This is a genomic window from Lentibacillus sp. JNUCC-1, from assembly GCF_009741735.1.
Taxonomy (GTDB): Bacteria; Bacillota; Bacilli; order Bacillales; family Amphibacillaceae; genus Lentibacillus_B.
Genome location: NZ_WHOH01000001.1, coordinates 1,216,876 through 1,230,507, shown reverse-complemented (window position 1 = coordinate 1,230,507; position 13,632 = coordinate 1,216,876). Strand labels below are relative to the sequence as shown.

At 46.2% G+C, this 13,632-nt stretch carries 11 protein-coding genes and 3 pseudogenes; all 14 read left to right on the top strand.

Annotated elements, in window-relative coordinates:
• Positions 1-25 precede the first annotated feature (25 nt).
• The 14 genes and pseudogenes from JNUCC1_RS05565 to JNUCC1_RS05500 all read left to right on the top strand — a co-directional run bounded on the left by JNUCC1_RS05565 (position 26) and on the right by JNUCC1_RS05500 (position 13,627).
• Positions 26-567 (top strand): annotated as a pseudogene (locus JNUCC1_RS05565) (manganese efflux pump MntP).
• Positions 568-717: 150 nt separating this feature from the next.
• Complete coding sequence (locus JNUCC1_RS05560) at positions 718-1,338, top strand: low molecular weight protein arginine phosphatase (protein WP_331713618.1); 621 nt, start codon at positions 718-720, stop codon at positions 1,336-1,338.
• Positions 1,339-1,357: 19 nt separating this feature from the next.
• Positions 1,358-2,650, top strand: coding sequence for a methyl-accepting chemotaxis protein (locus JNUCC1_RS05555; protein ID WP_156644492.1), 1,293 nt, complete (start codon positions 1,358-1,360; stop codon positions 2,648-2,650).
• 41 nt (positions 2,651-2,691) lie between these two features.
• Positions 2,692-3,138, top strand: a complete 447-nt coding sequence (gene rpiB / locus JNUCC1_RS05550; RefSeq protein ID WP_156644491.1) for a ribose 5-phosphate isomerase B — start codon at positions 2,692-2,694, stop codon at positions 3,136-3,138.
• A gap of 15 nt (positions 3,139-3,153) precedes the next feature.
• A complete protein-coding gene (locus JNUCC1_RS05545; protein WP_156644490.1) occupies positions 3,154-3,714 on the top strand; it encodes a TIGR01440 family protein in 561 nt (186 codons plus the stop codon).
• 67 nt (positions 3,715-3,781) lie between these two features.
• A pseudogene (glyA, locus tag JNUCC1_RS05540) lies at positions 3,782-5,015 on the top strand (serine hydroxymethyltransferase).
• Positions 5,016-5,491: 476 nt separating this feature from the next.
• Positions 5,492-6,121, top strand: coding sequence for a uracil phosphoribosyltransferase (gene upp / locus JNUCC1_RS05535; protein WP_156644489.1), 630 nt, complete (start codon positions 5,492-5,494; stop codon positions 6,119-6,121).
• 48 nt (positions 6,122-6,169) lie between these two features.
• Positions 6,170-7,287, top strand: a pseudogene (wecB, locus tag JNUCC1_RS05530) (non-hydrolyzing UDP-N-acetylglucosamine 2-epimerase).
• Between the two features lie 126 nt (positions 7,288-7,413).
• A complete protein-coding gene (locus JNUCC1_RS05525) occupies positions 7,414-9,657 on the top strand; it encodes a S8 family serine peptidase (RefSeq protein WP_156644488.1) in 2,244 nt (747 codons plus the stop codon).
• Positions 9,658-11,029: 1,372 nt separating this feature from the next.
• Positions 11,030-11,398, top strand: a complete 369-nt coding sequence (locus tag JNUCC1_RS05520; RefSeq protein WP_156644487.1) for an ATP synthase subunit I — start codon at positions 11,030-11,032, stop codon at positions 11,396-11,398.
• Positions 11,399-11,421: 23 nt separating this feature from the next.
• Complete coding sequence (gene atpB, locus JNUCC1_RS05515; RefSeq protein WP_156644486.1) at positions 11,422-12,144, top strand: F0F1 ATP synthase subunit A; 723 nt, start codon at positions 11,422-11,424, stop codon at positions 12,142-12,144.
• Between the two features lie 85 nt (positions 12,145-12,229).
• Positions 12,230-12,445 carry a F0F1 ATP synthase subunit C gene (gene atpE, locus JNUCC1_RS05510; RefSeq protein WP_156644485.1) on the top strand — a complete coding sequence of 72 codons (216 nt, stop codon included), beginning with the start codon at positions 12,230-12,232 and terminating at the stop codon, positions 12,443-12,445.
• Between the two features lie 115 nt (positions 12,446-12,560).
• The gene (atpF, locus tag JNUCC1_RS05505; protein ID WP_442915418.1) at positions 12,561-13,085 is read left to right on the top strand and encodes a F0F1 ATP synthase subunit B; all 525 of its coding nucleotides are present in this window, start codon (positions 12,561-12,563) and stop codon (positions 13,083-13,085) included.
• Positions 13,082-13,627 carry a F0F1 ATP synthase subunit delta gene (locus tag JNUCC1_RS05500; protein WP_156644484.1) on the top strand — a complete coding sequence of 182 codons (546 nt, stop codon included), beginning with the start codon at positions 13,082-13,084 and terminating at the stop codon, positions 13,625-13,627. The genes atpF and JNUCC1_RS05500 overlap by 4 nt, the downstream gene beginning before the upstream one ends.
• Positions 13,628-13,632: the final 5 nt, after the last annotated feature.

Below are 13,632 nucleotides of genomic sequence, written 5' to 3'. Positions count from 1 at the left end.
GAAGCATGTCCGAGGAGGATGAGGAATGACGGCAGAATGGATGTCACTATTATTTATGGCGCTTGCCTTGGGGATGGATGCTTTTTCCGTTAGTCTTGGCATGGGGATGCAGCGTCTCAGACTCAAACGTATTGCCCTGATCAGTTTAACAGTGGGCGCGTTCCACGTGATGATGCCGGCTGCGGGCATTGCGGCGGGCCATGTTTTGTCTGGTCAGATTGATCAGATTGCTGCACTTGCAGGGGGCTTTTGCTATTTGCAATTGGCGCGCAAATGTTTTTCTCTGCATTTAATTATCAAGCAACTCCGCTTGTGGCCCCGGCTGGAGCAGGGCTGATACTAATGGCTTTCAGTGTGAGTCTGGATAGTTTCTCCGTTGGGCTCAGCCTCGGCATTACCGGATTTCAAACAGTTATGGCCATCGTTATGTTCGGCTTTGTCAGTATGGGATTAACTTTAAGCGGTCTGCTGTTGGGGAGAAAAGCACGGAGCGTTCTTGGGGTTTACAGCGAAATGCTCGGCGGAAGTATTCTGTGTGCATTCGGATTGTATTTTATTTTTGGTTAAAGATCAAAAACTTCATGTGTAGGCATGAGGTTTTTTTGTGGAATAAATGTGAGTGACTTTTTGTGCCTTCAGTGATGTATGTATGATATATTGATAATAGAAACGAACATGACGTATAGAAAAAGTTATGACCAAGAGTGTGGGGGATCAATGATGAACATTTTGTTTGTTTGTACGGGAAACACATGCCGCAGCCCCATGGCCGAGGCCCTTCTTAAACAAAAATACCCAGACACAGCAGTCCGGTCAGCAGGTATTTTTGCCGGTAAAAATGAACCTGCTAATCCACAGGCTATTCAAGCACTGGCGGAGCGGGGGATCACACTGGATCATCAAACACAGCCCGTAGATGATAAGCTGTTGAATTGGGCTGATGTGGTGCTCAGCATGACCACCGGCCACAAACAAAATCTTATGACTGATTATCCGGCTTATCAGGAGAAATTTTTCACGCTAAAAGAATACGTATCTTCGGCCGATAATAAAGTATGGGAAGAATTAAGAGAACGCTATGCTGATCTTGAGACAAAGCGGGCGTTGTTCGTTCGCGAGCATGGTCAGAACATGAGCATGGTTGAGCTGGATAAAGCTTTGCGCGAAAGGTTCAAGGCGGAAATGACAGCGATTGAAAAGCTGGAAATGACTTTAATCAGTTATGACATTTCAGATCCTTTTGGCGGAGATATATCTGTTTATGAACATACCTTGAACGAGCTTGACGCCTGCATGGACCATCTTATGAAAAAAATTCAGCATCAAGCAGATCAGTAGGTAAAACGGGGGAAGCTTTATGAGAAAAAGATATCGGGCCGGGCTGCGGTTGAAGTTGATGATGTTTACAACCATTTTGGCTGTGATTACGTATTCCACAAGTGCTTTATTCATGTATGTGCTTTATGACTATATCAAAGAATATTGGGCGGTTTCGTTTGAGTTGTACTCGATTTTGATTCTTTTGGGCGGTGTTTTCTGGTCCGGGCTACTGGCTTACCTGGCAGCAGGTTTTATAACAAGACCGCTTGAGAAACTGGAGCGTGTGGCGACCAACGCAGCGGAAGGGGATTTAAACCAAACGGTTGATATCCATGCATCAGACGATGAAATCGGGGCGCTCACTGTTGCATTTGATTCGATGCTTGCCAATCTGAAAACAATGGTGCATAACATCGAAAACCATTTTGAGCACACCAATGAAACAGTTGTTAAAATCAAGACAGCTTCACATACGGTGTCACAGCACACACAGCAAATCAGTGCTTCTATTGATGACATTTCAAAAGGTGCCGAAAGTTCGTCTGAAGCGATCCAAGGAACAGTTGCTGCTGTGGAACAAGCGACTGACCTCGCTGAAACGGTTCAGAACAAAGCGAGCGACTCTAAGGAAAAATCGCAGGCAATGCTTGAAACGCTTAACAGAAGCCAATTTGTGGTACATCAATTAGTAGAAGGCATTCAGGCGCTGGCAGCTGATCAGACAGCCTCTCTCAATGATGTCAATCAGCTGAAAGAGCATACTGGACGTGTTGAATCGATCATTTCCATGGTGGGCGATATTGCCGAACAAACAAATTTGCTTGCATTAAATGCCTCGATTGAAGCAGCCCGTGCCGGTGAACATGGTAAAGGGTTTGCGGTTGTGGCAGAAGAGATCCGCAAGCTGGCCGATCAAAGTGCCCATGCGGTTAACGAGATCACACATCTTATATCGGCTATGCAGGGGAATGTCCTTCACGTTGTTGAGCAAATCAATCAAAATGTCTCTTATGCCAAACGAGAGGCGGCAAATGGCCAAGAGACAAATGAAGCAATCGAAAGTATGTCCAATTCAGTTCTGGAAGTGGCGAATGATATTGATGAAATGACGGGGCTTTTGGACAAGCAGTTGCAGTCCATCCAGACAACGGCAGCCCAATCGCAAGAAGTAGCTGCTGTAGCGGAAGAGACCTCCGCCGGGGCCGAAGAAGTCAATGCAGCTGTTTATGAACAGTCCAGTACAATTGAATCGCTCGATCATCTGGCACAAGAGCTGGAAAAGCAATCGCAAAGCCTGAAAAAGCATATATCCGTCTTTAAAGTTCGATAATGAGAGATAGACACCATACCTTACTAAAGGAGCTGTTTTAAATGAAAGTCCTTTTAACATCTGATCACGCCGGTGTTGAACTTCGCAAAGAGATAAAAGGGTTGCTTGATGAAATGAATATTTCATATGAAGATGCCGGCTGTGATTGCGGCACATCCGTGGATTATCCGGATTATGCCCTGCCAGCTGCAGAACGTGTTGCTTCAGGAGAGTTTGACCGGGGCATCTTTATCTGCGGCACAGGCATAGGCATGTCCATTTCTGCCAATAAGGTTAAAGGCATTCGCTGTGCCCTGACCCACGATGTCTTCAGTGCTAAAGCCACACGACAGCATAACAATGCCAATGTCCTTGCAATGGGCGAGCGTGTCGTTGGCCCAGGGCTGGCTAGAGAGGTCGCCAAAGCATTTCTGGAAACAGAATTTGAAGGCGGGCGCCATCAGAACCGTGTAGGTAAAATTGATGCATATGAGAGCAAAAATCTTTAAAAAGGATGTGCTTTAATGACTGCAGATATGCAAAAGATTGAACAGGATATTGATGTGATTGTGTCTAATTGGCTGAGAGAAGAGAAACTCAGAGAAGATGACGTGTTTGTGATTGGCTGCTCCACAAGTGAAATTACCGGAAAAGCCATTGGTTCAGCGGGAAGTGAAGAAGTAGCAGATACCATTTATAAAGCCGTTTCCAAGCTTGTTGACCGAAAAGACTTGCGACTGGCTTTTCAGTGCTGTGAACATTTGAATCGGGCTCTTGTTGTCGAACGTGATACCATGCTCGATCTCGAACTCACTGAAGTCACTGCAGTTCCTGTCCCAAACGCAGGCGGCTCAATGGCAGCCTGTGCCTTTAGCAAGATGGAAGATCCTGTTCTGGTGGAATCCATTAAAGCAGATGCTGGTCTTGATATTGGAGAAACCATGATCGGGATGCATCTAAAGCACGTGGCTGTTCCGCTCAGATTTGGACAAGATACTGTCGGTGATGCACGCGCATCATTTGCGGTAACCCGGCCGAAACTGATTGGCGGCGCTCGCGCCCAATACCCGTCAAAGGAATCTTAATGCTTTGACGGTCCCCTGTTAAGGGGATTTCTTTTGGCATCACTTAATCTATTTGGGAGGTTTACATATGAAACATTTACAACAAGCAGACAATGAAGTGTTTGAAGCCATCAACAAGGAGAAAAAACGCCAGCAGGATAAGATCGAACTGATCGCCTCAGAAAATTTTGTATCAGTAGCTGTTATGGAAGCAATGGGTTCTGTATTAACGAACAAATATGCTGAAGGTTATCCAGGTCGCCGCTATTACGGCGGCTGTGAATACGTTGACATCGTGGAAAATCTGGCGCGTGACCGTGCAAAAGCCCTTTTCGGCGCAGAACATGCCAACGTTCAGCCCCACTCTGGTGCTCAGGCGAACATGGCGGTTTACCAAGCGTTTCTTGAACCCGGGGATACAGTACTTGGCATGAATCTGAGTCACGGGGTCATTTAACCCACGGAAGCCCAGTCAATTTCAGTGGTAAACTTTATAACTTTGTTGATTATGGTGTGGAAGAAAAGACAGAGCAACTTGATTATGACCATGTTTTGCAAAAAGCAAAAGAGGTCAAGCCGAAAATGATCGTAACAGGGGCAAGCGCCTATTCACGTGAAATAGACTTTGCAAAGTTCCGCGAGATCGCCGATGAAGTTGGCGCATATCTCATGGTGGACATGGCCCATATTGCCGGTCTTGTGGCCGCTGGTTTGCATCAGAATCCGGTTCCATATGCAGACTTTGTGACCACAACCACACATAAAACGCTCCGTGGACCACGCGGGGGATGATTCTATGTAAAGCAGACGATGCCAAAAAGATCGATAAATCTGTATTCCCGGGCATGCAGGGCGGCCCTCTTATGCACGTGATTGCTGCGAAGGCTGTTTCTTTTAAAGAGGCTCTGTCAGACGAGTTCAAGACATATGCCCAGCACATTGTTGACAACGCTAAAGCCTTGGCAGAAGCACTGCAGGAAGAAGGCCTTCGCGTCGTTTCAGGTGGAACAGACAACCATTTGCTGTTAATGGACGTCAAACCGCTCAATTTGACTGGTAAAATCGCCGAGGAAGTTTTAGACGATATCGGGATCACAACGAACAAAAACACCATCCCGTTTGACACGGAAAGTCCTTTTGTCACAAGTGGTGTCAGAATTGGCACGGCAGCTGTCACAACACGCGGCTTTGGAACAGAAGATATGAAAGAAATCGCCAGCATCATTGCTGATACACTCAAAAACCATGAGGACAAGCAACAGCTCGAAACTTCCCGGTCAAGAGTCGATGCCCTTACCGGCAAGTTCGTACTGTACGCATAATGAAGGAGAAAAGACATCCGGGGTCGGATGTCTTTTTTCGGTGTGGTGGGGCTGAATGTGCATATCTGGGATTGAATGTGCAAATCCGCGGCTGAATGTGCATATCTGGGATTGAATGTGCAAAACCGCGGCTGAATGTGCATATCTGGGAATGAATGTGCATATCCGGGATTGAATGTGCATATTCGGGATTGAATGTGCATATTCGGGATTGAATGTGCAAATCCGAGAACGAATGTGCATATCTGGGAATGAATGTGCATATCCGGGATTGAATGTGCAAATCCGGAATTGAATGTGCATATCCGAAAATGAATGTGCAAATCCCCAAACAAGGGCGCATATCCCAGCCGCTCCCGTGTTTACCTCAATACACCCCGACTCGCTGACAAACATTCCGGGTAATCGGTTGAATCAAAAGCCTTTTTTCTGTACAATTTACAGGATGCAAATAAAAAATATGGGAGTGTTGAACGATGGGACATGTACACGTACTGGACCACCCGCTGATCCAACATAAATTGACGTATATTCGTGATAAAAATACTGGAACAAAAGAATTTCGTGAGCTGGTCGATGAAGTGGCAATGCTGATGGCTTTTGAAATTACGCGCAACCTGCCTATCCAGGAAAAAACGATTGAGACCCCTGTTATGGAAACCCAAGCCAAAGTTCTGGCCGGAAAGAAAATTGGTCTTGTTCCGATCCTGAGAGCAGGACTCGGTATGGTTGATGGTGTTCGTAAACTGATTCCGGCAGCGCGTGTTGGCCATGTGGGATTGTACCGTGATCCGGAAACATTGCAGCCGCACGAATACTATTTTAAGATGCCGTCCGATATTCAAGACCGTGAGCTCATCGTCATTGATCCAATGCTCGCCACCGGAGGCTCTGCCAACGACGCTATTCATTCTCTGAAAAAGCGCGGCGCTCAACATATTCGCCTGATGTGCCTGATTGCTGCTCCTGAAGGTGTGGAAGTCATCAAAAAAGAACATCCTGATGTTGACATTTACCTGGGAGCACTAGATGAGAAGCTCGATGAAAAAGGCTACATTATTCCAGGTCTTGGTGACGCTGGTGACAGATTGTTCGGCACCAAATAAAAGCACATGCGACATAGGAAAATATGACGTAATGGAGTGTACATGATAATGGAAAAACGCATTAAAGTGATGTCAATCTTTGGGACGCGGCCTGAAGCGATTAAAATGGCGCCGCTTGTTCTAGAATTGAACAAACGCCCTGATCAATTTGAGTCCATCGTAACTGTGACGGCCCAGCACCGGGAAATGCTTGACCAGGTCCTCGGTATTTTTGACATTCAGCCAGATTATGATCTCAATATTATGAAGGACAAGCAGACCCTTGCCCAGATCACAACGAGGGCGCTGGAAGGTCTGGACACAGTGATGAAAGAGGCACAGCCGGATATCGTACTTGTGCACGGGGATACGAGCACAACTTTTGCTGCGTCCCTTGCCGCCTATTACAATCAGATCGCGATTGGACACGTTGAAGCAGGGCTCCGCACGTGGAATAAATACAGTCCATACCCTGAGGAAATGAATCGTCAACTTACAGGTGTGATGGCAGACTTGCATTTTTCTCCGACAGAGCAAGCCAAAGAGAATTTGCTTGAAGAAAACAAAGATCCTGAAACGATTGTTGTTACAGGCAACACGGCTATCGATGCCCTGAAAACAACGGTGAAGGATGATTACAATAGTCCTATTCTCGATGCGATAGAGGACAAACGTCTTGTTCTCATGACGGCTCATCGCAGAGAAAACCTTGGCGCCAACATGCAGCAGATGTTTCGGGCGATCAAGCGGTTGGTAGAGACGCATAAGGATATTCATGTGATCTACCCGGTCCATTTAAACCCTATGGTCCGACAGACTGCAGACGAAATACTGGGTAAAGATGACCGCATTCAATTGATCGCCCCCTCAGCGTGGTGGATTTCCACAATTTCGCCAGCAGGGCCCACTTGATTCTGACCGATTCCGGCGGGGTGCAGGAAGAGGCGCCTTCACTTGGTGTACCAGTGCTTGTGCTGCGTGATACGACAGAACGTCCGGAAGGCATTGCAGCAGGCACCTTGAAACTGGCCGGCACTGATGAAGATACAATCTTTAATCTGGCGGACGAGCTGCTGACAGATGGCCTTGAATATAAAAAAATGGCTAAAGCAGCAAACCCGTACGGTGATGGGCAAGCATCCGCACGTATCGCCGATGCCATCAAGTCCTATTTTGCCAACCAATAAATCCATAGAAAAAGACCTGTTACCACGTGCGTATCAGGTCTTTTTCATTACAAAACGATCAAAATCCTTACATATTATCGCTCTCATTTTCAAATACTACATCTATCTGAAAAGGGAGGGTAGCATATGCGTTTTTTGTTAATAGTCTCTGTGATGATGACCATGATGATACCTTTTGCCACCGTGCAATCTGCTCCCGATCATGAGAATCAGAAAACAATGATCTTGGAAGTGGAAGGGGATCCTGCTGAGCGTGCTAAAATCATCGTGAGCCATCACCCATACATAGAAGTGGTGGATGTTTATGACTTGCTGCTTCAAGCAGTGGCAGTGAAAGGCCCCCAGGAAAAAATGGCCCGGATCGCATCCCACGATTTTATAAAAACGATCCACCCTGTCACAACCTATAACCATCCCCACGGAGACCTTGCTGCTTCACAAGCGGAATTGCCGGTTAAGGCGTCTCTCCCTGGCCCAGTATCAGAACAAGATGCCCTCATCAATCCTCAGGTGATCCCCGGAGATTTGAATACGACACCATTTACAGGAAAAGGCGTGAAAGTTGGCGTCATAGATACAGGGATAGACTTCAACCATCCGGATCTGGCTGACAATTACAAGGGTGGGTATGACTTGGTTGATTTGGATGATGAACCTATGGAAACCCAAGTCTCTGAGGGGATCCCGACCATCCATGGTACACACGTGGCAGGCATTATTGCGGGCGATGGGGCACTTAAAGGGGTCGCACCAGATGCTGAACTCTATGCTTACAGAGCGCTTGGCCCTGGTGGGCAGGGCACATCAGTACAGGTAATCGCAGCGCTTGAGGAAGCTGTGAGAGACGGAATGGACGTGGTTAATCTGTCGCTTGGCAACGCCATCAATGGGCCTGATTACCCGACCAGCCAGGCCGTCAACAGGGCCACAGAGAAAGGCACCATGATTGTCATCGCAAATGGCAACGACGGACCTGGTGATTGGACAGTTGGCTCACCGGCGACAGCTGTAAATGCTTTGAGTGTCGGCGCCACTGCACCGAAAACCATGATGCCTGAATTATATGTGCCTGTTCTGGATCAGGACATTGCGCTCCAGCCTATGCGGGGTTCAGTTCCATGGGCCCTGTCAAAAGATTTCCCTTTTGCGGAGCTGACAGATCCCTCCCGTAATGTGACCGACCACATAGTACTGACTAAACGTGGTCAAACCCCTTTTTATGAGTTGGCACAGGAAGCCGAGGCAAAAGGGGCAAAAGCTCTGCTGGTGATGAATAAGGAAGATGGCTCATTTCAAGGCTCTGTAGCTGGGGAAAAACCGATTTCGATTCCTGCTGCCGGTATTTCAAAAAAAGCTGGTGAGGCGCTCATCAAAGCAATGGCAGACCGTGATCATTTATATCTGGAAACGGTCTATAGCACCACTGAGAAACATATGGCAGCCTTTAGTTCACGTGGTCCAGTAACGGTCAGTTGGAATATTAAGCCGGAAATTTCAGCGCCGGGCGCCAATATATGGAGTACCGTTCCAGGAGGCTATAAAGAGCTTCAGGGCACAAGCATGGCAGCACCGCACGTGGCAGGGGCATTGGCAGTCTTAAAAGAAGCCCATCCAGACTGGTCAAATAAAAAACTGACCAATGCACTCACAACAACCGCAAACCCGCTTGCAGATCCCACAGGCAAACGTCTCACTCCAATAGAACAAGGAGCAGGCGACATCCAACTTGATCAAGCCCGCACAACAGATACAATTATACACGAGGGATTTTTAACCTATGGGAAATTTGCGGACTACAGCCAAAAGGAAACCATCGATCTTACGATTGAAAATGTGAGTGATGAAAGTCTCACATACACGTTTGTCATGCCGAAGAAAGAAGCTGGTGTCGTGTGGGACCTTCCTAAAACGTTTACGGTCCCACCGCATGAAACAGCAACCATCTCCATCGGAATGACAGTCACATCGATGCGTCAGGACAGCGGCCTTCATCAAGGGTATTTGCAGTTAAAGGAAGGATCCGAAACCTTTCACATTCCGTACCTATACATGAACCAGACAGCCGACTATCCGAAAGCGATGGGGATCGGGGTCACACTAAAACCTTTTTCAGCTGATGCGTATACCTACCAATATTATATGACAGAGGATGTTAAAGACTTAAAGATTGACTTATACAATCCACACACACTCATTCATGAACGTGTATTACTGGAAGACCGAGACGTCAAACAGGGATTAAATAAAGGTGAAATGAACAAAAAAGAAATCGGTCCTCCAGGTGAGTATAAAGGCATGATTATTATGGAACTGGCAGACGGTACGATCGAAACAATCGAAACAGACATATTCATACCGCCATCCCACTAAAAAAAGTAAAAAGCCAAAAGGAATGGATCGAATAAAGCCCCTTTTGGCTTTTTATATTAAACCGTCTTCATTTAGACAGCTGTTATTTATTAAGACTTAGTTTATGTAAACTGCGAACTAACTTATGACTGCCTCTGGCAATCGCTCGGGGAAAACACTCCGCGTCCAGTGGGCGCTGATGAGCCTCCTCGGTCTGACGACCTCCGGGGTCTCATCTAGGCTTTTGCTCCCACAGGAGTCTCCGTGTTTTCCCCGAGCTGGATATGAGAAATCAGTTTTCCAGCTCTTATTATGAGTAGAACCGTCCAAGCCACTGAATAAATAGAGTGATTGGAGCGGAGGGAAGTCGACTCCTACCATGAAAATTAAATCTCTTAAGAATCGCAAAAAGACAATATTTAAGTAGACGCAGCTCATGTTTTTTAAAAAAACTAAGATGAGAGCGTCGCTGTATTGGTGCATTTAGGTTAGTAAGATAATGTGTTCTTGATCTCCTTCCTAAGACATACGGCATCCGTTATTTATTAAGGCTGGCGCAACAACCAGAATAGGGTTAATCTACCATGAGTGCTTCCCGAAAGGGAGCAACAATAAGTGATGCGCCGTGGTCGAAGGAGTCAGACTGCGGGTAGGGCTCTAAGGCACCAAGGAGTATCGACCTTCCTCATCCAGCCGTAGCACTAGTATCGCCACCCTACATCTATTTTCATCCCCTTGTGGTGTATAGCGCTTTTCGCGATACATGGTTGACTGCGGGAACAGCACGAGTCCGAAGACCCCACAGCGGTGGTCTTTCCGCGAGGAGGCTGAGGCCGTGCCCGCGGAAAGCGACTTCCCGCAGCGCAAATCACGATACTCTCATTGTGGTGGTTAGTTGCCAGAAGCAGTCATTCAAGTTTTCATTAGTTCGCAGTTTGTGTCAACCATTCATTGAAGGCTTTAACTGTTAAAGCAACTCTCTCTACGAAAAAAAGACGACTTATCGTAAAACAGTGGTTTGGAGTATTGAATAAAAATGTGGGAAGATTGTTCACAGAAATGTCACGTTCACACGAGTGGTTTTTCCTTTATAATGACTTAGTGTTGATGCGACAAGTCAGCTTAGCGGAATTGTAGTTTTGGAGGACTGACCTAAAGTGATTGACAACCGGCAGCACCTATTGGTAAACTACTAGCGTGTAGGTGGCAAGGGTTGCAATTTCGTTAAATTTTTTGCACAAGGAATACATAGCGTGAAGAATGTTCCCGTTTTCATAATTCAAGGGTGATTCGGATCTGATAGGCAAAAGCTTTTCAAGAGAGCTGGACAGGCTCACTATTGCCTTCAATTTTTAAATGGGCGCTTTGTGTAGCATTGAAGGAGAAAGCGATCATGTCGAATTATGAAGAAATGTCGAACCGTCAGCGTAAATGGATGCTCTATCTCATGGCCTTGTTTGTTCTCGGCTGGGGATTTACATCGTATACGTCAATTTTTGCAGGGCTTCTCCTGGGCGGTGCTGTCAGTTTTTACAACATGTTCCTGCTCCAGAAAAAAGTTGCCGAATTCACCGGTGCAATTGTCTCCAAAACAAAGACACGCGGAATTGGCACATTGTCAAGATTCGCTGCCGCTGCATTTGCAATCATCATCGCCATTCGATTTGAAGAACACGTCAACCTGATTGCCGTCGTCATAGGGCTAGTGACGTCCTACATCGTCATAATGGCTGACATGATTGTATTCAGAAACAAAGACTAATTTATGAGAGAGAGGTGACTGATATGGCCGATCATGAAGCACCACTATGGGAGAATGTGTTTGGCATACCATGGCTTGATTTCAACCCGTCAAACATCCTGATGATGTTCGTCACATCATTGATTGTCTTTGTCCTGTGTGTTTTGGGAGCCCGCAAGCTGCAGATGAAACCGACCGGGGCCCAGAACGTCATGGAGTGGGTGCTTGATTTTGTAAAAGGCATCATCAACGACACGATGGACTGGAAAACCGGCAGAATGTTTTTGCCGCTAGCCTTGACACTCTTCACTTATATTCTAGTGGGGAACTTACTCGGTGTTATGACAAGTGGTGTTGTCGGTGACGAATTGTGGTGGAAATCTCCAACAGCAGACCCAGGTATTACACTATCACTGGCTGCCATGGTGATTGTAATGTCCCATTATTACGGGGTTAAGTTAAAAGGCGGGAAAGAATACTTTAAAGATTACTTCCGTCCAGTATGGTTTATGTTCCCTATTAAAATAGTAGAGGAATTTGCCAATACACTCACATTGGGTTTACGTCTTTTTGGAAACCTATATGCAGGCGAGGTATTGCTCGGATTACTGGTAACACTCGTTACATCAGGAATTCTTGGTGGTGTTTTAGGATTCATACCATTACTCGCATGGCAAGGTTTCAGTGTGTTTGTCGGCGGAATCCAGGCGTTTATCTTTACAATTCTATCCATGGTGTATATCTCTCACAAGGTAGAAAAAGCATAAAGGCCGCTTGAAAATGTAAACAATTGATTCAATCCTTTTAAAAAGGAATTTATAACTCATAAACAAAACGAGGAGGATTTATATTATGGGAGCTTTAGCAGCTGCAATCGCAGTAGGATTAGGTGCACTTGGTGCAGGTGTAGGTAACGGTTTGATCGTAAGCCGTACAGTAGAAGGGATTGCCCGTCAGCCAGAACTCAGAGGTCAATTGCAAACAACTATGTTCATTGGTGTTGGTCTGGTTGAGGCTGTGCCAATTATCGGCGTTGTTATCGCATTTATTGCCCTATTCACAGCGTAAGAACATACGGAACCATCAACATGGCGAAGATTACGTAAACCTTCGCCGTTGTTTGTGGTATGAATGATTTGGAATCTGACAAATGGCTTGATTGCAGGTGAAAGGAGTGGAACACGTGCATGTGTTAGCAGATATGACAATGCTGTATGCAGTAGGCCGACTGAACGTTGGTGACATGATCTTTCAGCTCGTCTTCTTTATCGTACTGCTTCTGCTTGTCGGTAAATTCGCTTGGCGCCCCGTTGTTGATATGATGCAAAAACGGGAACAGCATATCGCCAGTGAAATTGATACAGCCGAGCAAAGCCGTGCTGAAGCTGAGAAAGATCGCGCTGAAGCAGCTAAACAATTGAAACAAACAAGGCAGGAAGCCCAGCAAATTATAGAAGATGCCAAAGACGCCGGCACAAGACAAGAGAAAGACATTGTCCTTGCCGCACGTGAAGAGGCAGAGCGGATTAAAACAGCCGCTCAAGAAGAGATCAATAACGAGAAAGAAAAAGCACTTCAGGAACTCCAGGACAAAGTGGCTTCATTATCCGTTATGATCGCTGGTAAAGTCATTGAAAAAGAAATCAGTGCACAAGATCAGGAAAAACTGATCGATGAATACATCAAAGAAGCAGGAGGAGAAAAATGAGCGAGGTCGTGGTAGCCAAACGTTATGCCGATGCCCTGTATCAGTCGGGCAACGAAAAGGGTACCATCGATGAGCTTGTTGAAGAATTCCGTACACTGAAAACAGTGTTTGAGAATAACCAGCAGCTTGTCCCTTTTCTGTCGCATCCACGTCTTTCGATGGACGACAAAAAGGCATTCGTTGCCAAAACGTTCAATTCCTGCTCCGTGCTTGTTGTAAATACGCTTAAGCTACTGGTGGAACGCCACCGTATTAATCTGCTGCCTGCGATTGTTGATGAATTTGTCGACAGAGTCAATGAGTCAAGAGGTCTTGGAGAAGCGACAATTTATTCTGTTCGCGAATTGTCCTCTGAGGAACTATCAAACCTTGAAAAAAGTGTGGCCAAACGGTTTGGCAAACAGTCGGTCATTTTCACACCGGTTGTAGACCCTTCAATACTGGGCGGCATTAAAATCCGCATGGGCAACACCATCATTGACGGAACCATCAGCAGCAAACTCGAGCGTATTGAACGCAGCATGAAACTAGCGAACAATTGAAGATA

Excerpts from the sequence above, each read along its gene's own strand:
- JNUCC1_RS05560 (WP_331713618.1), top strand. The coding sequence starts at position 718 with ATGATGAACATTTTGTTTGTTTGTACGGGAAACACATGCCGCAGCCCC.
- JNUCC1_RS05555 (WP_156644492.1), top strand. The coding sequence starts at position 1,358 with ATGAGAAAAAGATATCGGGCCGGGCTGCGGTTGAAGTTGATGATGTTT.
- rpiB (WP_156644491.1), top strand. The coding sequence starts at position 2,692 with ATGAAAGTCCTTTTAACATCTGATCACGCCGGTGTTGAACTTCGCAAA.
- JNUCC1_RS05545 (WP_156644490.1), top strand. The coding sequence starts at position 3,154 with ATGACTGCAGATATGCAAAAGATTGAACAGGATATTGATGTGATTGTG.
- upp (WP_156644489.1), top strand. The coding sequence starts at position 5,492 with ATGGGACATGTACACGTACTGGACCACCCGCTGATCCAACATAAATTG.
- JNUCC1_RS05525 (WP_156644488.1), top strand. The coding sequence starts at position 7,414 with ATGCGTTTTTTGTTAATAGTCTCTGTGATGATGACCATGATGATACCT.
- JNUCC1_RS05520 (WP_156644487.1), top strand. The coding sequence starts at position 11,030 with ATGTCGAATTATGAAGAAATGTCGAACCGTCAGCGTAAATGGATGCTC.
- atpB (WP_156644486.1), top strand. The coding sequence starts at position 11,422 with ATGGCCGATCATGAAGCACCACTATGGGAGAATGTGTTTGGCATACCA.
- atpE (WP_156644485.1), top strand. The coding sequence starts at position 12,230 with ATGGGAGCTTTAGCAGCTGCAATCGCAGTAGGATTAGGTGCACTTGGT.
- JNUCC1_RS05500 (WP_156644484.1), top strand. The coding sequence starts at position 13,082 with ATGAGCGAGGTCGTGGTAGCCAAACGTTATGCCGATGCCCTGTATCAG.